Here is a 24013-nt window from a genome sequence, read left to right as displayed (position 1 = left end):
CCACCTTCAGAAACCGGAATCGAAGCCAACGAAAATGCGTGCTGACCTGCTGCGTTGCTGTCAGTCGCCGTGATCCACCTTCAACCACCGGAATCCGAACAATCGCAGGTCACAGCATTGATGCGACACCGTTGGTGTCACAGCGATCGAGGAGTAACGTTGCGGCCATGCTCCGAACTGCGGACGAAGAGCTCACCATCGACGAACTGGCCGCCCGCGCCGGAGTCACCGTGCGCACCGTCCGGTTCTACTCCTCGCGCGGCCTGCTGCCGTCGCCCCGGCTGCGCGGCCGGCTCGGCCTCTACGGCGGCGAACACCTGGCCCGGCTCGACCTGATCCGCGAACTGCAGGCGCTCGGCTTCACGCTGTCGGCGATCGAGCGCCACCTGGAGCGCATCCCGGCCGACGCCTCGCCGGACGAGCTCGCGCTGCAACGCGCCCTGATCGCGCCGTGGACGGACGAGCATGCCGAAGACCTGGAGCGGCACGAGCTGGACCGCCGCGCCGGCCGGCACCTAGACGACGCGCTGGTGGAGCAGCTCATCGAACTCGGCATCCTGCAGCGGATTCCGGACTCGGCGAGGCTCCGGCTGCCCAGTCCGGCGATGCTAGGCGTCGGCCTGCAGATCCTGGACCTCGACCTGCCGCTGGAAATGCTGATGCAGGCCAAGGGGATCGTCGAGCAGCACACCGCGCAGATCGCGGCCGACCTGCGCGAGCTGTTCGCCGCGAACGTGCTGCGCCCCTACGTCGAGCGCGGCCGGCCGGAGGACGAACGCGAGCGGGTCCGCGCCGCGACCGACCAGCTGCGACCGCTGACCATCCAGGTCCTGGTGAACGGATTCCAGCGGGCCGTCAACGACGTGATCCGCGATCACGTCTGATTTGACCGGATCATGCCACCGGATCCCGGCTTTCGGCCGCTCGCCAGCGACGCCACCGGTGAGGTTTCATCGCGTCGTGACGCACGCCACTTCGAAGGCGCCGAGGGGAGGCCAAATGAGCGTTTCGGAAGCCTGGGCCACCGCCGCGCTGGAAGCGACCATCCCGCAACTGTTCTCGCGCAACGCCGCGGAGTTCCCGCAGCGTCCGGCGCTTACCGACGACGGACGCACCTGGACCTGGGCCGAGGCGCACCACGAGGTCCACGCGTTGGCCGCCGGGCTCGCGGCGATGGGCCTGCAAAGCGGCCAAAACGATGCTGATCATGATGGCGAATCGCGCCGAGCACTGGGCTGATCGACGTCGCGGCCACCCATCTCGGCGCGGTGCCCAGCACCCTCTACCCCACGCTCAGCCAGGACCAGGTGCACCACATCGCCCAGCACAGCAGGGCGCGGGTGGTCGTGCTCGACGGCGCCGACCAGTTGCGGCGCTGGTCGAAGTCGCTGCGCAACACGTCCACCATCGAGCACATCGTGGTGCTCGACGAGGCGGCAATGGTGTCCGCTGATCACCGGTTCCGCACCTGGGAAAGCCTGTGGCGGCTCGGCGAGCAGCACTTGCGCGACGATCCCGAACTGGTGCAGCGGGCGTGGCCGGCGATCCAACCGAACCACCCGGCCGCGATCCTCTACAACTCCGGAACCACCGGCGAGCAGAAAGGCGTGGTGCTCACCCACCGGAACATCTGCTTCGCGGCGGCCGCGCTGCACCAGGCCACAAGCCCGAGCGACACGCGCCGCGGCTGTGCTAACTGCCGCTGGCGCACATCGCGGAGCGGATGATCGGGCTCTACGCGGCGATCCACGATGTCGCGCACGTGCACTTCTGCGCCGATCAAGGCCGAATGCTCGCGGCGCTGGTCCGCGCCCGGCCGATCCTCTTCTTCGCCGTGCCCAGGGATTGGGAGAAGCTCGCCGCCTCGATCCGGAAAGTTCCGGCCGAGCGGCACTCCGATCCGCAGGCGCTGCGCCGGCTGCGGGCCCGCATCGGGCTGGACCACGCCGTGTGGCCGGCCAGCGGCCGCCCCGATCGAGGCCGCCCTGCTGGAGTTCTTCGGCGCGATCGGCGTGGACATCGTCGAGCTCTGGGGCATGACGGAAACCACCGGCTGCGTCACCACCCACCACGCGGCCGCCGACCGCCCGGGCACCGTCGGCCGCGCCGTGCCCGGCGTCGAGGTCCGCACCGCCGCCGACGGGGAAGTGCTGGTGCGCGGTCCGCTGGTATGCGCGGGCTACCTGCAGCCTGATGGGGCGATCAGGCCCGCCGCCGACGCCGGCGGATGGCTTCGCACCAGTGACGTCGGGGTGCTGGACGCCGACGGCTACCTGACCTTGACGTCCTCCCCGTCGCTCCCAGCACCCCTGGATAACTAAAGGACTCTGTTGCCTAATTGATCGTCATGCGGCGAGGGTGAGGTCGATTCTGGCGAGGTGGCTGGTGCGTGTGGTGCCGGGCTGGGCGCCTGTCCAAGGCAACAGGATCCTAAAGCCGGGAGATTCCGGCCAACGGAAGCGTTGGTCGGAGCGGTAATGCCTCGCGGGTTCCCCTCGACCAGTTGTGGGGAGTCAAAGGCGGCGAGCTGTCCCCGACGTTGAATCTCAAACGCCGCGTGATCCACGAGAAGTACGCCGACATCATCGACCAGCTCTACGGCGAGTGACCCGACAACGCGAGCAAGGGAACCTTCCTGTCACGGCAGCTTCCCGGGACGGGAGCATGGGAACCTTCCTGTCATCATCGCGCACGGTGGTCCAGCAGAAAGGGAGAACCTCCCTGCCAGCAAGCGGTTAGGTCGTCGCGGGTTCGGCTTCGTCCGTGCGGGCCCAGCGGGTCGGTTCACCCGTGATAGCGAGGCAGGTGACCGTGATCAGCGCCCCGATCACCAGGTAGGCCGCGATCGGCCAGGACGCCCCGCCGGAGGTCGTGAGCAGTGCGGTCGCCACCACCGGCGACAACCCGCCGCCCAACACCGAACCGCTCTGGTATCCCAGGGAAACACCGGTGTAGCGGACCTTCGTCGCGAACAGTTCGGCGCAGAACGCCGCCATCGGCCCGAAAACCGCCGCCGAACCGGCATATCCCAGCGTCATCGCCAGCACGATCAGCGCCGGGTTCGCGGTGTCCAGCAGCCAGAACATCGGAAACGCGTACAGCGCCAGGAAAATCCCGCCGCCGAGCATCACCTGGGTGCGGCCGATGCGGTCCGACAGGTGCGAGAACAGCAGGATCCCGGCAATCTGCGCCGCCGACCCGCACAGGCTGCCGAGCAGCATCACGTCGCGGGTCACGCCGAGCTTCTGGGTGCCGTAGGTCAGCAGGAACGTCGTCAGGATGAAGATGAACGTGTTGAACCCCAGGTTCACCCCGGCCGACAGCAGGATCTGCCGCCACGAGTGGGAGAACGCTTCGGCGACGGGCAGCCGCGAGCGCTCGCCGCGTTGCCGGATCTTCGCGAACTCGGGGCTTTCGGCCAGCCGCAGCCGCACGTACAGGCCCACTCCCACCAGCACCAGGCTCACCAGGAACGGAACCCGCCAGCCCCAGGTGAAGAAGGCGTCCCCGGAGATCGCGGTGGCGCCGGCGAACGCGCCGGTGGCCAGGAACATGCCGCTCGGCGATCCCAGGAAGGTCCATCCCCCGTACCAGCCGTGCCGGTGCGGCGGCGCGTGTTCGACGGCCATCAGCACCGCGCCGCCCTGTTCGCCGCCGAGGAAGAAGCCCTGCACCAGCCGCAGCACCACGAGCATCACCGGCGCCCAGATCCCGACCTGCTGGTAGGTCGGCAGCAGTCCGATCGCCGCGGTGCACACGCCGGTCACGCTCAGCGTGATGACCAGCATCAGCTTGCGCCCGACCACGTCGCCGAAGTGGCCGATCACGCCCGCTCCCAGCGGTCGCGCCAGGAAGCCTGCGCCGAACGTGGCGAACGCGAGCAGGGACCCGACCCACGGGTCAGCGGCGGGGAAGAACAGCTTGTTGAACACCACGGCCGCGGCGGTGCCGTAGATCAGAAAGTCGTATAGCTCGATGGTGTTGCCCACCGCGCTGGCGAACGCCGCCTTGCGCACCGTGGCGCTGTCCGGCCCTGCGGGTACCGTCGCCATCAGGCCTCCTGTCTGTTGCGGACGCCGTGGAAGGGCGACCGGGCGTCACGTGGTCCCGCTCAACAATGACCAGTGATCGCCGAAAGGTCCACCACCTTATCGAGCAGCTCACCGCTTGTGGGCGACTACCTCTCCCGCCTGACCACGCCTTTTCGTGACAGGTCGTGATGAAAACCTGTTCGGGCGAACCACGTTTCAGTGATCTGCCGTCGCATCTGCCGCGTTTTCCTCGGCTTCGGCGATAAAGAGAAGCGAATCGTCACTCAAAACCCAGGAGGAATGACGAGATGGCTGCAAAACGGCTCATCGCCCGGACCTGCCTCGCCGCCGCGGCTCTGGTCGGCACCGCGTTGGCACCGGCGCTCGCGAACGCGGAACCCGCGTCGTCGGCGCACGGCAGCATGATGAACCTGTCGATCCGCGGCGAGGCGCGCGAGGACATCAGGACCGCGTTCCTGACCTGCGAACCCACCGGCGGATCGCATCCGTACGCGAATGACGCGTGTCAGGCGCTGAAGGACGCCAACGGCGACTTCACGAAGCTCACCACCGAGCACTCCGCTTGCCCGCTCAACTACAAACCGGTGACGCTCTCGGCGACGGGCAGGTGGCAGGGCATGCCGGTCACCTTCGAGAAGACCTTCCCGAACGACTGCGTGGCCGGCGCTGCTACTGGGAAGGTGTTCTCCTTCTGATGCCGCGGTCGGGCCCCGCTGCGTGCGGGGCCCGACACCGGGCTGCGACCGACGGGCGAGGGCTCTCGTCCCACGGTTCGGGAGGGTTACCGTGAGCCCATGGCGACCGACCCTGAAGACCGCGATTCGCGCTGGCCACGGCGGCTGTACCGGGACGGCTCCGACCCAGACCCGAGGTTCACCCTCGCCAACGAACGCACCTTCCTGGCCTGGATCCGCACCGCGCTGGCCCTGATGGCCGGGGGTGTGGGCATCGAGGCCCTGAACGCGGCCACCGGCCAGGCGAGTCCACTGCGGACGGCGCTGGCGGTCCTGCTGCTGCTGGGCGGGGTGCTTTGCAGCGCGACGGCTTTCGCCCGGTGGATGGCCACCGAGCGGGCTTTGCGGCGCGGTCGGCCGCTGCCCGCGCCGCGGTTGGCGCCGGTCATCGGTTACGGGCTCGGCGCGATCGGCATCGCCGCCTGCGTCCTGCTGTTCGTGTCCGGGTTCTGACGTGGAGCGCCCCAGCGGGCCCTGGGATCCGGGGCTGCAGATCGAACGGACCACGCTCGCGTGGTTGCGCACCGCGCTCACCTTCGTCGTCGGCCTGCTGGTGCTGCTGCGGCTCATCGCGCACGAGAGCACCCTCGCGGCGGCGGTTTGCGGCGCGCTCACCCTGCCGTTCGGGGCCGCCATCAGCTGGCTCGCCTGGCGGCGGCACCTCCGGATCGAACGCGGGCTGCGCGCCGAGACCCCGCTGCCCGGCGGGGCGCTACCCGCGGCGGCGGCCGCCTTGTCGGTGCTCGCCGGCTGCTCCGGCCTGATCTACGTGCTGTTCACCTGAGTCAGGCGACCCGCAACTCGATCTCGACGTTGCCGCGGATCGCGTTCGAGTACGGGCAGACCTCGTCCGCCGCGTTGACGAGTTCCTGCGCCTGCTCGCGCGGCACGCCCGGCAGGTCGACGACCAGGCCGACGCTGAGGCCGAAGCCGCCGTCGCCATTGCGGCCGATGCCGACCTGGGCGGTGACCGACGAATCGGTGATGCCGACCTTGGCGCGGCGCGCCACCAGCTGGAGCGCGCTGTGGAAGCACGCCGCGTACCCGGCGGCGAAGAGCTGCTCGGGGTTGGTCGCCGCACCGCCGGGGCCGCCGAGCTCCTTCGGCACCGCGAGGTCGAGGTCCAGGACACCGTCCGAGGACCGAGTCCGCCCGTCCCGACCCGCACCCGTCGCCGTCGCCTCTGCCGTGTAGAGCACTGTCATCGTCGATCCTCCTGTTTGCTTTCCGCCTGTTGCTGCGCCGCCGAATCCAGCGCGGCCGTCAGGCGTTCCAATGTGGACCTCAGCTGGACGAGTTCGCCGACCTGCATCCCGGTCGCGGACACCATCTGGTCCGGGATGCACCGAGCCTGCACGCGCAGCTCCGAGCCGTCGACCGTCAACGCGACGGCCACGGACCGCTCGTCCATGACGCTGCGTTGGCGCACGATCAGACCGCGCGCCTCCAGTCGCTTCAGCAACGGCGACAACGTGCCGGAGTCGAGCCGCAGGGCGGCGCCGAGCTCCTTCACCGTCACCGACTCGCGTTCCCAGAGCACCAGCATCACGAGGTACTGCGGATAGGTCAGCCCGAGTTCCTCCAGGAGCGGCCGGTACAAGCCGGTGAACGCTCGCGAAGCGCTGTACAGCGCGAAGCACACCTGCCGGTCCAAGGCCAACCGCGACTCATCCACCCGAACAAGGTAGCATCAAATTAAGTTGTGCACAACCGAGCCGTGCGCTGCCGATTGACAGCAAGGGAACCTTCCTGCCACCAGAACCCAGCCTCAGCCCGCGCAGCAAAAGGGGCCCTCGCCGCCGGGTCGGCGGCGAGGGCCTTCAACCACGTCGGCTCATTTCTCCAGGCAGAACTCCTTGATCGGATAACCGACGTGGCGGTCCTCTGCCGGCAGGTAGCCGAGCAGGCGGTCGCCGGGCTTGAGCTCTGTGCTGTTGAGCACCACGCCGCCCGGTCCCAGCACCCGGACGTGCCAGTCGTCCTGCAGGATCAGGTTCACCTGCTGACCCGAAGCGCTGATCGCCTCGATCGAGATCAGCGGGCGGCTCTCGATCTTGACCCGGCCGACCGTGACCACGCGGGTGCGGCCCTTGGTGTCCACCGCGAGCACCTTGCTGCCCGACTTCAGCTCGCTCAGGTAGTTGGTGCGGCCCTGGTGGGACACGGTGTAGGAGTGGATCGCCCCGGCGTTGACCCGGAACGGGCGGGTCGGCATGTACGGCAGTGGGTGGGTTTCGCTGACGCAGAGGATCATGCCCTTGGAGTGGGAGCCGACCAGGATGCCCTCGTCCTCGCCGAAGTAGGTGCAGGTGTCCACGCACGCCCGCTCGCCCATGCCGACGTGCTCGGTGCGCACCACCTCCAGCTCGGTCAGCTCCAGGTCGGGCGAGCCGCCCGCGGAGGCCGCGACAAGCGCGGTGGCGTCGCCGACCTTCTCCGGCTGCAGCAGCACGCCGTCCGAGCCGTGCTCCAGGACGCCGAAGACGATCTCGGCCTCCTCCACGTCCTCGACGACCGTGATGATGCTGCCGGTGGCTGAGGCCGCCGCGGCGATCACGATCTCCAGCGGGATCTTGGTCGGGTCGCGGAACCACAGCACGCTCCACCGCTGGGTGCGCGCCGCCTCGCAGGCGACCTCCAGGGTGGGCGCGTCGACGATCTCCACGAACGGCCCGAACTCGACGCCCGGGTGGCGGGCCGCCAGCACAGCCGGGTCGCCGTGCCGCTGCGGGTCGACGATCACCACGTCGGCCGGCCCCAGGTCCTCGGGCAGCGGGCCGCGCGGCAGCAGCACCTTGCGCACCGTCGGCGGCAGGTCGACCAGTTCGCCGGGCTCGTCGGCCACGACGGCGCTGACCCGCTGGTGCACTGCCTCCTCGACGATGGCGGGCTTGATCTCGGCGTCGACGCCGCGGATGTCCAACCACGTCAGTCTCATTGCTCGCTCCTCGTTCAGGTTGCGTGACTCGGTTTCGCGCGGGCGATCACCCGGGCGGCTGGGCCGGGTCAGGAGGCCAGTTCCGGCACCAGGTCGTCGGTGAATTCCAGGGCGGGGTGGACCAGGGCCGCGACCCGGCGGGCCCGCTCCCCCGGGTTCGGAGCCTGGAAGATGTTGCGCCCCACGGCCACGCCGGCCGCGCCCGCGCGCAGCACGTCGTCGACGTGGGCCAGCACCTGCGCCTCGTCGTCGACGCGCGGGCCACCCGCGGCGACGATCGGCGCGGCGCAGGACTCCACCACCTCGGCCATGGCCTCGACCGTGCCGGGGTAGACGGTCTTGACGAGGTCCGCGCCCAGGTCGGCCGCGAGGGTGGCGGCATGCGAGATGAGCCGCACGTCGCGGGGGTCGGTGATCTGCGGGCCGCGCGGGTAGATCATCGCCATCAGCGGCAGGTTCCAGCGGTCGGCTTCCTCGGCGACGGCGGCCATGTCGGCGACCTGCTGGCACTCCTGCGCCGAGCCCAGGTTGACGTGCACGCTCACCGCGTCGGCGCCAAGCCGCAGCGCGGTTTCCGCGCTGGCGACGAGGTACTTGGCATCGGGGTCCGGCGCGTGTGCCGTGCTCGCGCTGAGGTGCACGATCAGCGACATGTTCGTGAAGGCCGCCGGGTCGACGTAGCGCAGCGCGCCCTTGTGCAGCACGATGGCGTCGACTCCGCTGGCCGCCAACGTCGGCGCCAAGCCGCCCGGGCCGCCGGGGGTCGGTAATGGGCCGTCGGTGACGGAGTGGTCCATCGGCACCACGAGTAGGCGGTCGTCGCCGTTGCGGGACATCCGCCGGAGCCTCAGCTGCGCGCCGAACGATCGGGTGGTGGACACCGGGTCCTCCTGTTCACGAGGTGGGGACGGGATCGGGGCGGGGACGGTCCAGTTCGAATTCGTCGTGCAATGCGGCCACGGCCGCGGCGGTGTGCTCGGCCGGGATCAGCACTGACACGCGCAACTGGTTGGTGTGCAAGGAGTTCGCGGGCACGCCCAGCGCGGCCAGGGTGCTCAGCACCCGCACCGCGTATTCGGGCCGGGTGAGCATTCCCGTGCCCAGCAACGAGATCTTGCCCAGTTCACGCTGCACCGAGACGTCGCGGTCGGCGTCGGGCACGGCGAGTTCCACGTGCCGCCGCACCTGGTGGACGGCGTTGCCGGTGATGCTGAAGCTCAGCGCCGGTCGGTCATCGGCCCAGGTCAGCAGGTCGACCGGGATGGACTGCTCCGCGACGGCGCGCAGCGCCCGGTGCGGCCGGTCGGGGTCGCCGGGGTCCAGCCGGATGGTGAACCGGGCGATGTCGGCGTCGTGCGTGATCGCGGTGACGAATCCTTCCTTCTCCAGCATGCCGTTGGGGCTCCCTCCGGTGATCGTTGTGCCGGGCCGGTCGTCCATGGCGCTCGCCACCAGCAGCGGAACGCCCCTAACGGCGGCGAGTTCCACTGCGCGGGCATGCAGCACGCGCGCCCCGGCGAAAGCCATCTCGGTCATCAGCGGCGCCGCGACCTCGGGCAGCGGCCGCGCCCGCGGCACCAGCCTGGGGTCGGCGGTGTAGACGGCGTCGACGTCGGTGTAGATCTCGCACCGGGCGTCGAGTTCGGCGGCGAGCGCCACCGCCGTCGTGTCCGACCCGCCGCGACCGAGGGTGAACAGCTCCCCCGCCGCGTCGATGCCCTGGAACCCGGCGACGACCACGACCGCGCCGCGTTCGAGGTGCGCCCGCACCGCCCGGGTGTCGATGCTCTTGATCAGGGCCGCACCGTGCGGACCGGTGGTGCGGATGCCGGCCTGCGCACCGGTGAGCGAGACGGCCCGGGTGCCGCGCCGATGCAGCGCGGTGGCCACCAGGGCGGCCGAGGCCACCTCGCCGGTGGCCAGCAGTTGGTCGGTTTCCCGCGGCGCGGGGTGCGGGTGTAGTTGCCTGGCGTCGGCCAGCAGTCGGTCGGTGGTGTCCCCGCGGGCCGATACCACCGCGACCGTGGGCTGGCCGGTCTGCCGGGAGACGTCGATCCGCTCGGCGACCCGGCGAACGTGTTCGGCGGTGCCCAGCGAGGTGCCGCCGTACTTCTGCACCAATGGTTTCATCGACACCTCATCGCGAGGGGCGCGGCAGAACCGGCGCCGGGGACGAAACGTTCTGTCGTGCAACATCTTTCTAATCGATCTCCGCGGCGGACGTCATCGCGGGAACACGTGATTGTCGAGGGGCCGCCCGGTTTGCCCCGCGATATCCCGGAAAGACGTGTTGTGCGGCGGGGCCCGCCGGTCTTGAATCGGGCGGTGCGACGTTGTTCGGCCGGGAGATTCGAGGATGCCGTGCGATCGAGGGAAACTCCGATGCGGATCTGCGTGATCGGTGCGGGGCCGCGTGGCCTTGCGGTGCTGGAGCGGATCTGCGCCAACTGCCGCGAACTTCTCGGGCCGGCGGTGCCCGTCGAGGTCGATCTGGTCGACCCGTTCGCCGGGGCGGGCGGCCGGGTGTGGTGGACCGAGCAGAGCCCGCTGCTGCTGATGAACACGGTTGCTTCGCAGGTCACCGCCTTCACCGATGACAGCGTCGACTGCGAGGGGCCGATCCGCCCCGGGCCGAGCCTGCACGAGTGGGCGAGCGCCGATCCGGACGCGGAGCCGCTCGAGCCGGACGAGTACCCGACCCGCGCAGTCTTCGGTCGTTACCTCGCTTGGTTCCTCGACCACGTGATCGCGACCGCGCCACCCAACGTCACGGTGCGGTGGCACCGCGACACCGCTGTCACGATTCGCGATGAGGCGCAGCGCCAGCGCGTTCGGCTCGCGGACGGCGCTGAGCTGGTGGCGGACGCCGTGGTGCTCGCGCAGGGGCACGTCGATGCCGAATCGACCGGTGCGGAGCAGGAGCTGGCGGGGTTCGCCCGGCGGCACCGGTTGCGCTACGTGCCACCGAGCAATCCGTCCGAAGTGGACCTTTCGTCGATCCGCCCGGGCGAGCCGATCGGGCTGCGTGGGTTGGGCTTGAACTTCTTCGACTACCTGGCGCTGCTGACCGCCGGCCGGGGCGGCCGGTTCGTGCCGGTGTCCGGGAAGCTGCAGTATCTCCCGTCCGGGCGCGAGCCGGTGCTCTTCGCCGGTTCCCGCCGGGGTGTTCCATACCACGCGCGCGGGCAGAACCAGAAGGGGGTGTCGGGGCGGCACGAACCGCTGTTCCTGACACCGGAGGTGATCGCCGGACTCCAGCAGAAGGCCGCCGAAGGCACTCCGCCCTCGTTCCGTGTCGACGTGTGGCCGCTGGTCTCCGAAGAGGTCCGGGCGGTGTACTACACGACCTGGACCGGGCAGCACCGCAGCGCCAGCACTGCCCGCGCGTTCCGCCACGCCTACCTGCGCGCCATCGGGGATGAGGTCGCCGAACGTGCGGTGCTGCGCCGCTTCTCCGTGCCGCGCGAAGAATGGTGGGACTGGGACCGGGTGACGCGCCCCTGCGGCGAGCGGGTGTTCGCCGACCGCGACGAGTTCCACGGTTGGCTGTTGGAGCACCTCGAACGCGACCTCGCCGAGGCCGAGCGGGGCAACGTCGCCGGGCCGCTGAAGGCGGCGCTGGACGTGCTCCGGGACCTGCGCAACGAGATCCGGCTGGTCATCGACCACGGCGGGATCACCGGCAGCTCCTACCGGGACGAGGTGCAGCTCGGGTACACCGGTGAGAACGCGTTCCTGTCGATCGGCCCGCCGGCCCGCCGGATCGCCGAGCTGATCGCGCTGATCGAGGCGGGCGTGGTGCACGTGCTCGGCCCCGGCATGCAGGTGTCGACGACCGACGGTTCGTTCTCGGTCTGCGCGCGCGGGGTGGCGGCGCCCCCGGTCCGGGTGACGACGCTGATCGAGGCGCGTCTGCCCGAACCGGACCTGCGCCGCTCGGCCGATCCGCTGCTGCGCTGGCTGCAACGGACCGGGCAGTGCGCGGCGTACCGGATCGCCGATCCTAACGGCGCCTACCGGACCGGTGGGCTCGCGGTCACGCGCCGCCCGTACCACCTGATCGACGCGGCCGGCCGTCCGCATCCGCGGCGTTTCGCCTTCGGGGTGCCGACCGAGGCAGTGCACTGGGTCACCGCGGCCGGGGCGCGGCCCGGCGTCAACTCGGTGAGCCTCTCCGACGCGGACAGCATCGCGCGCGCGTGCCTCGCGGTGCCCCGCAGTGCACCTGCCCCGAGGTTGTACGCCGACTACCACAACCCGCTCGCCTGGTTGCCGACCAGCGCGGCGCGCTAGAAACCGGCGGTTTCAGTTGAAACTGCCGCTCAGACGGGAGGAACAGCTCGATGATCGGAAGTCCGACCGGCTCGGATGCGGGCCTGCTCTCTCCGGTGTGGGCGGGTACCCCGGTGCACGCCGCGACCTCCGACGACGCGTGGCTCGGCGCGATGCTGGAGGTGGAGGTCGCGCTGGCCAGGGTGCAGGCTCGGCTCGGGGTGATTCCCGCAGCCGCGGTTCCGGTGATCGAGTCGGTGGCACGCCCCGAGCGGTTCGACCTCGGCGAGCTGGCCGTGCGGGCGCGGGAGGCCGCCAACCCGGTGGTGCCGCTCGTGTCGACGCTGACCTCCCTGGTTGCCGCGGAAAACCTGGCTGCCGCCGACCACGTGCACCGGGGCTGCACCAGCCAGGACGTGCTGGACACCGCGACCATGCTGATCGCCCGCCGGGCCCTCGCCGAACTGGAGTCCTGTTTGGACCGTTGCGCGGTTGCGTTGGCGTCGCTGGCGGAGCAGCACCGGGAGACGCCGACTGCGGGCCGGACGCTGACGCAGCACGCCGTGCCCACCACGTTCGGTCTCAAGGCGGCGGGCTGGATGGCCGGAGTCGGCGAGGCCCGCCGCCGCGTGCACCGGCTGCGCACCGAAGGGCTGCCGGTGTCGATCGGTGGCGCCGGTGGCACCGCAGCCGCGTATGCGGCCTACGCGCGGGAGGCCACCGGGACTGATCTCGTGGCCGAGCTGGTCGAGGGCATGGCGGCCGAACTCGGCCTGGCCGTGCAGGTCCTGCCCTGGCACACGCAGCGCGTGCCGCTGGCGGACCTCGGCTGGGTGCTCAGCATCGTCGCCGGAACCTTGGGCAAGTTCGCCGTGGACGTGCAGGTGTTGTGCCGTACCGAGGTCGGCGAGGCCGTCGAGCCCGGCCCGGCCGGGCGCGGGGCTTCCTCGGCGATGCCGCAGAAACGCAATCCCGTGCTGTCGACCCTGGTCGTGGCCGCGGCCCGGCAGGTCGCCCCGGCAGCCGGGGTGCTGGCCCAGTGCATGCTCGCCGAGGACGAACGCCCGGCCGGGGCCTGGCACGCCGAGTGGCAACCGCTGCGGGACGGCCTGCGCGCAGCGGGCGGCGGAGCGCACACGGCGGCGGAGCTGGCGGAGGGGCTCACGGTCTTCCCGGACAGAATGCTGGAAAACCTGCACCGGACCGGAGGCGCGATTGTCGCCGAGCGGGTCAACGTCGCGCTCGCCCCCGCCCTGGGCAAGGCCCGCGCGAAGCAGGTCCTGGCCCGCATCGCGGCCGAAGCCGCCGCCGGGCACGGCACCTTCGACGAGTTGCTGGCCGCCGCACCCGAACTCCGCGAGCCCAATGTGGACGAACTCAGCGAGGCAGCAGTGCGAGAACTGCTCACCCCGCAGAACTACCTCGGCGCGGCATCGCTGTTCGTGCAGCGGGCCCTCGACGAATACGGGCCGCCCGCTTGAGGGTAGGGATGTCGCTGAGGCGGCGATTTCGCGCATCGCCAGCCGCGACACCCGGTCTTTGCGGATTGCGGGCTAGCAGATCCAACGTCGTGCGTTCGATGGTGGCCAGGTGGATTCCTTCCCGTTTCACCCTCTGGAACGCGCAGCTCTTGACCGACCTACGTCGCGGGCCGAAACACCTGTTCAGGTATTTGTGCCCGCTCACGAGCACTTCGACGCGATCATGAGCCCTCGCCGGCAGCGCATGCCGGAGTCTTCGTGGATCCAGTACGCCTCGGGCCGATCGTGCCGCTGCGCCGCGTCCGCTTCGGCTCCGCGGCACGCCGCCGCACGCTTTCCCGCCGGAATTTTCAACGCGGGTGACCGCTGACGACGCGATCCCCTGGAAACGGCGGCGCGGCCGCAGGTGGTGGCACCACCCGCAGCCGCGTCGCATCTGTCAGGGCAGGCGGACCGACTGGCTGTGCCTGAAGACGTCGCCCGGGTCGTAGGCCTTCTTCACCTGCTGCAGGCGCGGGTAGTTTCCCTTGAAGTACAGGTCGTGCCACGGCACTCTCGAGGAGTTCCACGCCGGGTCGCTGATGTCGATGTCGCAGTAGTTGATGAAGCAGCCGTCGGTGACGTCGTTGGGCACTGGGACGCCTCCGGTGTCCCGGTAGACCGCCTGGTAGAACCGCTGGTGCCAGCCCACGTGGCGGTCGTCGTCGGCCGCCGCCTGCCACGCCGTGCCCCACAGCAGTTTCATCACCGAGTCGCGGTGCGGATTGGCGGTCGCGTCGGCGGGGAGGGTGTTCACCTTTCCGCCGAAGGACGCGATCGACACCACGAACGGCAGCTGCGCGTAGTCGGTGTTGGTCAGCTGCTCGTACAGCGCGGCGATCTGCGCGTCGGTGAAGCCCTTGCGGTGGTAGCTGGACTTGTACTTGTAGCGGTCGGTCGGGTTGCTCATCCACATCCCGGGCCAGCCGGTCGCGTGCAGCCACGGGAGCTTCCGGTGGTCGGTGACGGCGGGCGTCACCCCGACGCCCTCGCCGACCGCGTTGAGGAAGTTGTTCAGCAGGCGCTCGGCGTTGGGCAGGCCCGCGTCGATCTGCACGACCAGGTGGAATGGGCCGTAAGCGCGGGTGGTCAGCTCCAGCCGGGAGAACAGCCCGGTGTAGGGGCTGTCCGGGCCGCTGTTGCGTTCCAGCCAGGTGCCGTAGTTGCGCAGCAGCCGGGCGAACCGCTCCGGGGTCATCTGGTCCCAGGCCCACTCGCGGCGGTGGATCCAGGCCTCACGCGGCGGGGTCGGCAACAGCTTCGCCGGGTCGGTGCCGGTGGCGTCCGGGGCGCGAAACCAGAAGCGGGTCACGACGCCGAAACCGCCACCGCCTCCGCCGGTGTGCGCCCACCACAGCTCCCGGTTGGGGTCGTTGGCCGCCCGGGTCGCGACGACCGCGCGCGCTTTCCCGCTGGCGTCGACCACCACGACCTCCACCGCGTGCACGTGGTCGCTGATGTAGCCGTGCCGGCGGCTCAGCGGCCCGTAGCCGCTGCCGGTGACGTGCCCGCCGACGCCCACGGTGTAGCAGGATCCGCCGGGCAGGCAGACGCCCCAGCGCTTGTAGAGGGTGTCGTAGACATCGCCGAGTTCCGCGCCGGCCTCGACCATGATCGCTTTCATCTTGGTGTCGTGGGCGATCGCGGTCATCTGGGTCATGTCGATGAGGACCCGCACGTCGGGGTGGTCGACGAAGTCCTCGTAGCAGTGTCCGCCGCTGCGCACGGCGATGCGCTTGCCGCGGCGCACCGCGGCGCCGACGGCGGCCACCACCTGCTCCGTTGTGGCGGGCAGGCACACGCTTTCGGGGCTACTCGCGAAACGCTGGTTCTGGCCCCGGGTGAGGCCCGCGAAGCGGACGTCCGCGGGGCCGACGGTGATGGCCGTGCGGGCGGCCGGGCCGACGGGCTGCTGCGGGGCTGGCGGTGCCGCGAGTGCTTCGGTGCGGGAGGCGACGGCGACGGAACCGCCGAGAGCAGCCGCCCAGGTGAGCAGGTTGCGGCGCGATAACGCGCTCATGCGAACTCCTCCGAGTGTGACTTGGTCCCCTGCGCCGTCGCGATCCGCGGATGGGCCGGACCAACGTCGACCTCATGGAGCAGACGCTGATGACGCAGAGTCGCGGCCGGCGCGCCGATCACGGGCGGCTACGGCCAATCGTGTAGCCACTTGCGCCGAAAGACATCACGCGATCACGTGATGACTAACGCTCGGTGGCGGCGCTTTTCGGGCAAACGCACTCGTGCCCTGCCGGGGAACCGGCCGGGCACGAGTGCTTGCGAGGAGTTCGGTCGATCAGACCGGGACCGCCACCACCACGCTCGTCGGCGAGCTCGTCGCCCGCGTCTCCTCGTGGCGCAGGCCCGCCTTCTCGAACAGCGCCGCCAGCTCGGGCTCGGTGCGGACGTGCCCGGAGAGCAGGCTCAGCATCACGATGTCCTCGAACTTGCCGAAGTGCGGGGTGTCGCCGGGCGGCAGCACCTCGTCGATCACGATCAGCCGGCTGCCCGGCTTCATGGCCGCCCGGATGTTGCGCAGGATGCTGATCGCGTCCTCGTCCTTCCAGTCGTGGATGGTCCAGGACAGCACGTACAAGTCGCCGCCGGTCGGCACCGACTCGAAGAAGTCGCCGCCGACGCACCTCGCACGGTCCGAAAGGCCCGCGGCCTCCAGCACCGCCTCAGCCTCCGGCACCACCCGCGGCAGGTCGAAGACCACCGCCGTCATCTCCGGGTAGTGCTCCAGGATGGTGGCGACGAGGTGGCCCTGCCCGCCCGCGACGTCGACGACGTGCCGCACGCCGGTGAGGTCGTAGGCCTGCAGCATCGCGGAGTTCACCAGCCGGGCCATGCTGCCCATCGCGTTGTTGAACAGCGTCGCCAGCTCGGGGCGGTCGGCGAAGTGCTCCCACCAGGTGCGGCCGTGCACGTGCTCGAAGGCCGGGCGGCCCTTGCGCAGGCTGTAGACCAGCGCACCGAAGGAGCGCTGCCGCTCCGGCAGTCCGACGTAGCGGGCCAGGTCTCGCATGGAGCCCTCGACGTCGCTGCGCAGGGTCGCCGCGAGCGGGGTCAGGTCGAACACCCGGTGCTCGACCTCGGTGAACACCCCGACGCTGGCCAGCGCGCGCAGCCCCCGGTAGAGGCTGTCGGAGTCCGCCTCGACGCGGGCGGCGATGTCGTCGACGTGCGTCGGCTCCCCACCGATCGCGTCGGCCACGCCGAGCTCGGCCACCGCGATCAGCAGCTGGCTGACCAGCGAGCTGTAGAGCATTTCGTACATGCGGACCGCGGGCGGCACCTGCGCTCCTTCGGAGAGCACGCCGTAGGGCGCCGCCGAGCCGGGTTCGTTCATGACTCCCCTTCCACCACTACCTCGGGCCGGGACGCGAAAACGCCCGGTCTGCAAAGAACGTCCTGGTGACTGACGTTGAACTCAACTTCGACCTCCGCCTCCCGAGACGACCCGACCGCGTTCTTCCGCAATTTCAATGGAAATCGGACCTTCGATTTCAATGGAAATTGCGGCACACCCCGGTCCGTCGCGGCGTCAGGCGGTGATTCCGGTCAGGTGGTCGGCGAAGCGTTCGCGGAGTTGGCGTTTGAGCATCTTGCCGGTGGGCCCGGTCGGGAAGTCCGCGTCCTCGCGGGCCACCACCACACCGCGCACTTCGGACAGTCCGGCGGCGGAGAGCACCGCGTTGATCGAACCGGCCAGGTCCGCCACCTCCTCCGCGTCGGAGCGCAGGCGCACCACGGCCAGCGGCGCCTGCGCGTCGGGCGAGCCGGGGTCGCGGACCCCGATCACCGAGCAGTCCGCCACGAACGGGCAGCCCACGAGGATCGCCTCTTCCAACGGGAGGCTGTAGACCGGGCCGTCCGCGGTGCGGATCACGTCGGGCACCCGGTCGAGGTGGATGAACCGGCCGCGTTCGTCCCGGTAGACCACGTCGCCGGTCAGCCAGTACCCCGCGAAGGACGACTTCACCGTCGCGTCGGAGTTGTTCCAGTAGCCCGGCGTGCGCGTCGGGGTGAGCACGCCCAGCCGCCCGGCGCGTCCCGGCCCGAGCTCCCGGCCGTCATCGTCGAGGACCACGGCGCGGCGCACCACCTTGATCGGCGTGCCCACGCAGCGGCCGTAGTCGGTGCTGCCCAGCTCGCGGACCTTGCGGAACAGCGCCATGCCCATCTCGGAGGAGCCAAGGCCGTCGATGAACCGGCTGCCTGGCCGCGATCGCAGCAAGCCGGGGCGCCGGCCGTGCACGATCAGCTCCTTGATGTGCGCTTCGTGCGCGGCGTCGCCGGTGTTGATCCACGTGTGCACGTGCTGCGCGCCCGTCGCCTCCAGGCCGATCTCGGCCAGGTCGGCCCAGGTCTGCGGGAACGCGGCGACGATGGTCGGCTGGAACCGGCGCATCGCCGCCCGGACCGCCGTGCCGGTGGTGTCGGCCATCACCAGCGTGGGCAGGCCGAGCAGCGTCGTCGTCATCAGGTAGCTGATACCGGCCGAATGCGATTGAGGCAGCGCGGTGAGCAGCCGGTTCCGTGCGGCTGCCGGGAAGTTCCACAGCCGCTGGCGCTTGCCGAGGAAGAACTGGCGGTGCCCGAAGCTGGCCGCCTTCGGTGGGCCGGTGGTGCCGGAGGTGTGGCAGACCATCACCAGGTCGTCGTCGGCGTGGGCGTACGGGAAGACACCCGGGTAGCTGGCGCCGGCCGCGGGCGTGGTGGGCAGGTCGGCCGGGTCGGCGTGGAACGCGAGCCGCTCGGTGTCCAGTCCGGCGGCGCGCAACCGAGCCAGGCGGGGCGCGTCGGCCACCACGCCCAGCGCGCCGATCCGGCCGAGGTACTCGGCCGCGACTTCCGCCGGCATCCGGCCGTTGACCAGCGCCGCGATCGCGCCGAGCGACGTCAACGCCAGGAAGTGCAGGAACGAGTCGACGCCTTCCGGGACGTGCACGCCCACCACGTCGCCCTTGCCGACGCCTTGCGCGTGGTACCAGGAGGCATAGGCGTTGCGCACTCCGACCAGGCGGGCCAGGCTGTAGGCCACCACGTCGGCCTCGGGGGCGGTTTCCGGGTTGTCCGGCTGCTGGGCGAAGAGGAACGCCCGGTTCGGGACGGGGTTGTTGGCCACCGCGCGGTCCAGGAAGTTGCCCATGCCCAGTTCCCGGTCCAGCAACAACTTCAGCCGCGCAGGCAGCGGCAGGCGCGCATCGGGACGGATATTGTCAAGTGCGATCATGCTGGCGCTCCTTCGGGGACCACTCGGGACGCGTTCGACCCGGGCGGACGACAGGAGGGATACGGCACGCCGGCCCGGCGGCGCGCCGCAACCGACGACACAATCGTCCACAGAGGACCAGGTGTTGCTCCTCGAGCGGTGTCGGCCGCGGGTCTCAGGGGTCTTCTCGCGAGGACGGCCCCGGCGTGGCGAACCAGCCAGGGATACCGCGGCGAGAAGACCCCTGAGATTCCGCTACCCGCACCGCTGGGCGAACACCTTCGAAGTCCTCATCCGGGCTGGCCTTCGTAGATCGTGATCAGGTAGCCGTCGGGGTCCTCGAAGATGAACTCGCGACCGCAGGAGCCGTCGCAGATCGGCTTGCTGATCGGCACGTCGGCCGAGGTGAGCTGCGCGTGCAGCTTGTCCGGGTTCTCCGCCTTGATCCAGACGACCACGCCGTGCCCGACCTTGGCGACCTCGTCGAGGTCGATCGTGGCCTGGCGCAGCGCGATACGGATGGGCTCGGCGCCCAGGACCGCCGCGTTGGGCACCTTGGATTCAACAGTGGAGAATCCGACGACCTCGGTGTAGAACCGCCGCGCCCGCTCCAGATCGCGCACCTGCAGGGTCAGAAAGTCCGGTCCGACTACGTTTGTGGACACCACAGCTCCTAACGGAAATCGAGTGGATTCGGTCGGTGGAAAGGACTTCCGCCTATTCCGGCGGGTTTCCGGCCGACCCTGCACCAGCATCCCCGCCCGGTCCGCCGCCGGTCATCACGTGTTCGCGTGAGTTGCCGGTTGGTCGTGCATCATCACCCGCCGGGCCAGCTCGACGCGGCTGGTTATCCCCAGCTTGGCGAAGCTGTGCCGGAGATGGCTGTCCACGGTGTGCGGTGACAGGTACAACCGGTTCGCCACTTCCCGGTTGGTGAGCCCCTCGGCGACCAGCCACACCACGCGGAGTTCCGCTCGGGTCAGGCTTTCCCAGCCCGTCTTGCGGGTGTTCTGTCGCCGCTGCACCTGGACGTTCGGGGTCCGCGCCAGCAGCCCGCGCACCCGGGCGGCGTCCAGCGGCGCGTCGCACCGCACGTACCCGGACTCGGCCTCTATGCGCAGTTCCGCGGCCTTCTCCAAGTTGCCCAAATCCGCCTCGGCCGCCGCCAGGTCCTCCAACCCCTGTGCCAGCATCACCGGCCGCGATCCCGCCCGGTAGTGCTCGACGGCGCTGCGCAGGGCACGAACGTCGCGCCGCAGCAGACCGGCACCGTGCTTGGCCGCGCCGAGGAGCACCGCGACGTCGGGGTTGCGCCGCGCCAGCTCCGTTGCCGAGCCGACCACCTGCGCTGCCGCCTCGCGGGCGTCGACCCGCAGCGCCACCCGCACCAGCGCCGGGATCCGCTCCGGCGCGCTGACCAGCAGCGCGTTGCTGCGCTTGACCCGGTCGAGGACCTCCACCAGTTCCAGCCGGACCTTGTCCGGGTCGCCTTCGGCTTCCTCGGCGAGCAGCCGCGCGCAAACCAGCAGGTCTGGCAGGCGGCGCCGCCCGGTCTCCACGATCTCCTGGGCCTGGTTGAGGTGCTTCCAGGCGGCCTGCACATCCACGCGCAACGAAACGACGGCCCGCAACGCGAGCAGCGGAACGGCCAAGGCCTTGGCGGAAAGCTGTTCGGTCAGCAGCACGCCGGCTTCCGCCTCGGCCGCGGCGTCGTTGAGCCGACCGGCTGCGAGCAGCAGCTCGGCCCGGCACAGGTAGCGCGGCGGCTGCGACCACACCGTCTCCAGTTCTGCGACGTCCTGCTCGTCCTTGGCCAGCTCCTCCTCGGCCTCCGCGAGGCGGTCGGCTGCTGTCAGCGCGGCGACGAGGTGCAGCCTGGGGTGCCGGGTCCGCCCGACAACGCCGACACGGTCACCGAGCCGCACCGCTTCGGTCGCGTACCGGATGGCGGCCGGAATATCGCCCTGCGCAAGGGAAACCCTGCTCCGCACGCCCGTCCCGCACACCAGCGCGCCGTGCGTTCTCGCGCGGTTCGCGACGTGCACCGCGTTGGTCGCTGCCGCCGACGCCGCCTCCAGATCGCCGAGCGAGGCGAGCCCGTGCGCGTGCATCGCGAGCAGCTCGGCGCGCGCCAGCGAGTCCGATTTCGCGCGGGGCAGGGCGAGCACCGTGTGCTCCAGGACCCGCGAGTGCTCGCCAACTGTATGCAGCGCTTCCGTGAGCCCGAGGAGCAGCATCGCCTCCGTGTTCTGCGACAGCCCGCCGCCGCGGAAGCGCTGGCCGAGTTCGATCGCTTCCGCCGGGCGACCCGCCAGCACCAGCAGCCGAACCGCCTCGGCCGCCAGTTCCGCGCGGATCGGCCTGTCCTCGTCGATCAGCGGCAGGCTACGGAGGATCAGGTCGGCGCCGGTGTTCGGCGCCGCGGGCGCGATCTCCTGCACCGCGCGCTTCACCACGGTCGCCACGTCCATCCAGCCGCCGCCGCTGAGCAGCAGGTGCTTGACCTGTTCGGTGGCCGACCGGCCGTGCTGGGCGAGCACCGAAGCGGCCTCCTGGTGCAGGGTCGCCCGGGTCGGCTCCGGCATCCGGTAGTAGAGCGCGTCGCGGATCAGCTCGTGCCGGAAGGACAGCTTCGCGCCCTGCTCCACCAGCACCTCGGCGTCGACGAGCATCGCAACCGTGCCGAGCAGCTCCACCGCCGGGCGCCCGAGCAACGCTGCGACCTCGTGCACTCCGAACGGCCGGCCGAACACCGTCATCGCGTCCAGCGCGCGGCGGGTTTCTTCCGGCAGGTCCTGCATCCGCTCGCCGACCGCGTCGAAGAACGTCGGCGTCAGCGTGGCGGGCGGCACCGGCAGACCGTCCCCCGGCAGTCCGCGCAGCATTTCCCGCAGCAGAAAGGGATTTCCGCCGCTGCGCGCGGCGTAGGACAGGGTCGCTGCGTCCGGTTTGCAGCCGAGCACCCGGGCGCACAGCTGCGCGACCGCGTCGTCGGAGAGCGGTTCGAGCTGGCGCTTCTGGGCGCCCTCACCGATGAGCCAGTCCAGCGCTTCCTGCGCGCAGCCGCGAATCGGGTAAGGGCGGCGGGCGAAGTACCAGAGCACGCCATCCGATTGCAGGGCGGGCACGAGCACCCGCAGCGCCAGCGCCGTCGCCTCGTCGGCCCAGTGCGCGTCGTCGAGGGCGATCAGCATCGGCTGCTTGCGGGCCTGCTGCGCTATCAACTCGCTTATCTGGTCCACCGCCCACAGCGTGGAGGTGTTCAAGCCCGGTCCCGCGGGCAGCTGCGGGCCGAACAGGTGGCACGAGCGGAACAGCGACCGCAAGGTGATCAACGGTGTGTTCTTGTCCAATTTGACTGCTTGCGATGTGATGACGCCGAGGCCGAGCGCGTGGCTTTCGGCCACCACTTCCTGCAGCAGTCGGCTCTTGCCGATGCCTGCTGGACCTTCCACCACCACGCAGTTCCCGGCTCCCTCGGCGACCTGGAGCAAATACTCGCGCGATTCACCCAAGACACGTTCCCGACCGATCAGCGGTAACGCATCAGTGTCCATCGTGTGTCCCCCTCAGTGAGCAGCATCGGACTAACGCAGATAGCTGACGCGACAGTACCCGAACAATCAGCGCCCGGCCTATTATTCCAAGAACGGCAAAGGGACATACTTCACCCGAGTGCCGCACTACGAGACTACAGTTAGATCTTTACTAGGCGACGCCGCTTTGGTATCAAAGTCCGTAACCTCTCGGGCATTTCCCTTTCATGGCATATCCGCGCCATCCGCACCGCGGATTCTCGACGGCGGCAGCACACGCCACCGTTCGGACCAGCGCGGCACGGACAACACGCGTAACGGTGATATCGGACACATTCCACGATGGGCAATTCGGGAACGCCCATCCAGCAGGAATCCCGCGATGACGTGATGCCCGGACCCCACCGATCGCCAAGGCTCGAAAGCGCGCACCCGCTGGTCGAGAGGAGTCCGAACAACATGAGCACACCGGAGATCGTCCACCGGGCGATCCACGTACCGCCCGGCGCTGGCCAAAGCGTCTGGGCCTTCAGCGGCGACCGCTACACGCTCAAGGTCGGCGCGGAGGAAACCGGCGGGCTGATCGGCGTGATGGAGGCCGAGATCCCGCCGGGAAGCGGTCCGCCGCTGCACATCCACCAGAACGAGGACGAGGCTTTCTACCTCGTCGAAGGGCGCCTCCAGGTCGTCGACATCGATCGCGAATTCACCGCCGAGCCGGGCTCCTTCATTTATCTGCCGCGCGGCAAGGCACACGGCTTCAAGAACATTTTCGACACCCCCGCCAAAATGCTCATGCTTTTCATGCCGAGCGGATTCGAGAAATTCTTCCTGGAAGTGGGCGAAGAATTGGTGCCGGGGCAGCCGGCGCCGCCGCCGAGCCAATTCGCGGCCGACGTCGAGCGGTCGATGCGCGTCGCGACCGAGAAGTACGGCATCGAGTCCGACTGAACGCCCGTTGGAGCGCGCGTCGGGCACCGGGCACCGTCGGTGCCGGGCCACCGATTCAGACCGGTAACGAGGCATCGCGGCTCCCCACCGCCGCGGCCACCATCCCGTCCCAGGCCAGCATCGCGCAGTCGATGACCGCGTGCATGGTCTCGCGGGAGCTTCCATCCCGGGCCTGGATGGACAGTCCTTGTAGGACTGTCAGGTAGAAGGAGGAGATCGTCTCCAGATCCGCACCGGGCGGCACATCCCCGTCGGTGATGCCGCGATCCAACCTGGCCCGCACGGCGCGGAAGTCGTCCCTCCGGCATTCGGCGAGGTAATCCCGGATCCGCGCGTTCTGCGGAGTGCAGTTGGTGGCCGCGAGCACCACCATGCATCCGCGCGGAGTGCTCGGATCCACGTAGGCGTCGGCGTTGTCGCGCAGCATGGCTTCGATCGCGCGCCTAGCGGTCGGCTGCCGCTGCAACGACCTTTCACCGACAGCCTCGTCGGCGCCGTTGTAGAGCCCGACCGCTTCCCGGAAAAGGTCCTCTTTGGACCCGAACGCGGCGTACAGGCTCGGCGAACTGATCCCCATCGCGCCGGTGAGGTCGCTCAGGGATGTGGCCTCGTAGCCGCGTTCCCAGAACAGCTCCATGGCGGTTCGCAGGGCGGCCTCCCGGTCGAAGCTGCGCGGGCGCCCACGTGGCGACATCGGCTTCCCCTCACTCCCAAGACGGCGCGGGTCCCGCACCGCTTCACACCTTTCCCAGCGGGCTTGTTGACACCCGAGGGTAGCGGTGATAACCATTT

The 24013-nt window shown here is 69.9% G+C and carries 22 protein-coding genes; 10 read left to right on the top strand and 12 right to left on the bottom strand.

What is annotated here, in order from left to right:
• The first annotated feature begins 167 nt into the window (after window positions 1-167).
• The 4 genes from DL519_RS35995 (at window position 168) to DL519_RS49165 (ending at window position 2321) form a co-directional block, all read left to right on the top strand.
• Window positions 168-884, top strand: coding sequence for a MerR family transcriptional regulator (locus DL519_RS35995; protein ID WP_190821474.1), 717 nt, complete (start codon window positions 168-170; stop codon window positions 882-884).
• 115 nt (window positions 885-999) lie between these two features.
• Window positions 1000-1239 (top strand): AMP-binding protein, encoded by a 240-nt coding sequence (locus DL519_RS49175; protein ID WP_263399753.1) that lies wholly within the window; start codon window positions 1000-1002, stop codon window positions 1237-1239.
• 29 nt (window positions 1240-1268) lie between these two features.
• Window positions 1269-1727 (top strand): AMP-binding protein, encoded by a 459-nt coding sequence (locus DL519_RS49170; protein WP_263399752.1) that lies wholly within the window; start codon window positions 1269-1271, stop codon window positions 1725-1727.
• Window positions 1728-2012: 285 nt separating this feature from the next.
• Entirely contained in the window at window positions 2013-2321 is a 309-nt protein-coding gene (locus DL519_RS49165; RefSeq protein WP_263399751.1) for an AMP-binding protein, read from the top strand.
• A gap of 414 nt (window positions 2322-2735) precedes the next feature.
• Here the strand turns inward: DL519_RS49165 and DL519_RS35985 are convergent, their stop codons facing one another.
• Window positions 2736-4052: an MFS transporter gene (locus tag DL519_RS35985; protein WP_190821472.1), complete on the bottom strand. Its 1317-nt coding sequence runs from the start codon at window positions 4050-4052 to the stop codon at window positions 2736-2738.
• A gap of 287 nt (window positions 4053-4339) precedes the next feature.
• Between DL519_RS35985 and DL519_RS35980 the strand changes: the two genes are divergently transcribed.
• The 3 genes from DL519_RS35980 to DL519_RS35970 all read left to right on the top strand — a co-directional run bounded on the left by DL519_RS35980 (window position 4340) and on the right by DL519_RS35970 (window position 5570).
• Window positions 4340-4747: an SSI family serine proteinase inhibitor gene (locus tag DL519_RS35980; RefSeq protein ID WP_190821470.1), complete on the top strand. Its 408-nt coding sequence runs from the start codon at window positions 4340-4342 to the stop codon at window positions 4745-4747.
• Between the two features lie 99 nt (window positions 4748-4846).
• Complete coding sequence (locus DL519_RS35975; RefSeq protein ID WP_168585183.1) at window positions 4847-5239, top strand: YidH family protein; 393 nt, start codon at window positions 4847-4849, stop codon at window positions 5237-5239.
• A gap of 1 nt (window position 5240) precedes the next feature.
• Window positions 5241-5570, top strand: coding sequence for a DUF202 domain-containing protein (locus DL519_RS35970; protein ID WP_190821468.1), 330 nt, complete (start codon window positions 5241-5243; stop codon window positions 5568-5570).
• A 1-nt stretch (window position 5571) separates the two neighbouring features.
• On the opposite strand, the gene DL519_RS35965 is transcribed toward DL519_RS35970, so the two are convergent.
• From DL519_RS35965 to DL519_RS35945, 5 genes are all read right to left on the bottom strand, one after another.
• On the bottom strand, window positions 5572-5991 hold the full coding sequence (locus DL519_RS35965) for an organic hydroperoxide resistance protein (protein WP_190821466.1): 420 nt from the start codon (window positions 5989-5991) through the stop codon (window positions 5572-5574).
• Window positions 5988-6446, bottom strand: coding sequence for a MarR family winged helix-turn-helix transcriptional regulator (locus DL519_RS35960; RefSeq protein WP_190821464.1), 459 nt, complete (start codon window positions 6444-6446; stop codon window positions 5988-5990). Before DL519_RS35960 ends, DL519_RS35965 begins: the two co-directional genes overlap by 4 nt.
• A 174-nt stretch (window positions 6447-6620) precedes the next feature.
• Window positions 6621-7724, bottom strand: coding sequence for a 3-dehydroquinate synthase II (locus tag DL519_RS35955; RefSeq protein ID WP_190821462.1), 1104 nt, complete (start codon window positions 7722-7724; stop codon window positions 6621-6623).
• A gap of 68 nt (window positions 7725-7792) precedes the next feature.
• On the bottom strand, window positions 7793-8605 hold the full coding sequence (locus DL519_RS35950) for a 2-amino-3,7-dideoxy-D-threo-hept-6-ulosonate synthase (RefSeq protein ID WP_190821460.1): 813 nt from the start codon (window positions 8603-8605) through the stop codon (window positions 7793-7795).
• 13 nt (window positions 8606-8618) lie between these two features.
• The gene (locus DL519_RS35945; RefSeq protein ID WP_190821459.1) at window positions 8619-9854 is read right to left on the bottom strand and encodes an aspartate kinase; all 1236 of its coding nucleotides are present in this window, start codon (window positions 9852-9854) and stop codon (window positions 8619-8621) included.
• Between the two features lie 252 nt (window positions 9855-10106).
• Here DL519_RS35945 and DL519_RS35940 point away from each other — a divergent pair, with 252 nt between their 5' ends.
• Window positions 10107-12017, top strand: a complete 1911-nt coding sequence (locus DL519_RS35940) for an FAD/NAD(P)-binding protein (RefSeq protein WP_190821458.1) — start codon at window positions 10107-10109, stop codon at window positions 12015-12017.
• A gap of 50 nt (window positions 12018-12067) precedes the next feature.
• The gene (locus tag DL519_RS35935; protein ID WP_190821457.1) at window positions 12068-13477 is read left to right on the top strand and encodes a class-II fumarase/aspartase family protein; all 1410 of its coding nucleotides are present in this window, start codon (window positions 12068-12070) and stop codon (window positions 13475-13477) included.
• A gap of 439 nt (window positions 13478-13916) precedes the next feature.
• On the opposite strand, the gene DL519_RS35930 is transcribed toward DL519_RS35935, so the two are convergent.
• The 5 genes from DL519_RS35930 to DL519_RS35910 all read right to left on the bottom strand — a co-directional run bounded on the left by DL519_RS35930 (window position 13917) and on the right by DL519_RS35910 (window position 22291).
• Window positions 13917-15536: an FAD-binding protein gene (locus tag DL519_RS35930; RefSeq protein ID WP_190821455.1), complete on the bottom strand. Its 1620-nt coding sequence runs from the start codon at window positions 15534-15536 to the stop codon at window positions 13917-13919.
• A 276-nt stretch (window positions 15537-15812) separates the two neighbouring features.
• Window positions 15813-16868 carry a methyltransferase gene (locus DL519_RS35925; protein WP_190821453.1) on the bottom strand — a complete coding sequence of 352 codons (1056 nt, stop codon included), beginning with the start codon at window positions 16866-16868 and terminating at the stop codon, window positions 15813-15815.
• A gap of 195 nt (window positions 16869-17063) precedes the next feature.
• Complete coding sequence (locus tag DL519_RS35920) at window positions 17064-18755, bottom strand: class I adenylate-forming enzyme family protein (protein WP_190821451.1); 1692 nt, start codon at window positions 18753-18755, stop codon at window positions 17064-17066.
• Window positions 18756-19024: 269 nt separating this feature from the next.
• Window positions 19025-19399, bottom strand: coding sequence for a VOC family protein (locus DL519_RS35915; protein WP_223839953.1), 375 nt, complete (start codon window positions 19397-19399; stop codon window positions 19025-19027).
• Between the two features lie 114 nt (window positions 19400-19513).
• A complete protein-coding gene (locus DL519_RS35910) occupies window positions 19514-22291 on the bottom strand; it encodes a helix-turn-helix transcriptional regulator (RefSeq protein ID WP_223839952.1) in 2778 nt (925 codons plus the stop codon).
• Between the two features lie 438 nt (window positions 22292-22729).
• Between DL519_RS35910 and DL519_RS35905 the strand changes: the two genes are divergently transcribed.
• Complete coding sequence (locus DL519_RS35905) at window positions 22730-23221, top strand: cupin domain-containing protein (RefSeq protein ID WP_190821447.1); 492 nt, start codon at window positions 22730-22732, stop codon at window positions 23219-23221.
• Window positions 23222-23276: 55 nt separating this feature from the next.
• On the opposite strand, the gene DL519_RS35900 is transcribed toward DL519_RS35905, so the two are convergent.
• Window positions 23277-23915: a TetR/AcrR family transcriptional regulator gene (locus tag DL519_RS35900; protein WP_190821445.1), complete on the bottom strand. Its 639-nt coding sequence runs from the start codon at window positions 23913-23915 to the stop codon at window positions 23277-23279.
• Window positions 23916-24013 lie beyond the last annotated feature (98 nt).

This window comes from Saccharopolyspora pogona (genome assembly GCF_014697215.1).
In the GTDB taxonomy this organism is placed as follows: Bacteria; Actinomycetota; Actinomycetes; order Mycobacteriales; family Pseudonocardiaceae; genus Saccharopolyspora; species Saccharopolyspora hattusasensis.
The sequence above is the reverse complement of the archived record's forward strand: the minus strand, read 5'-3'. Positions and strand labels throughout refer to the sequence as shown.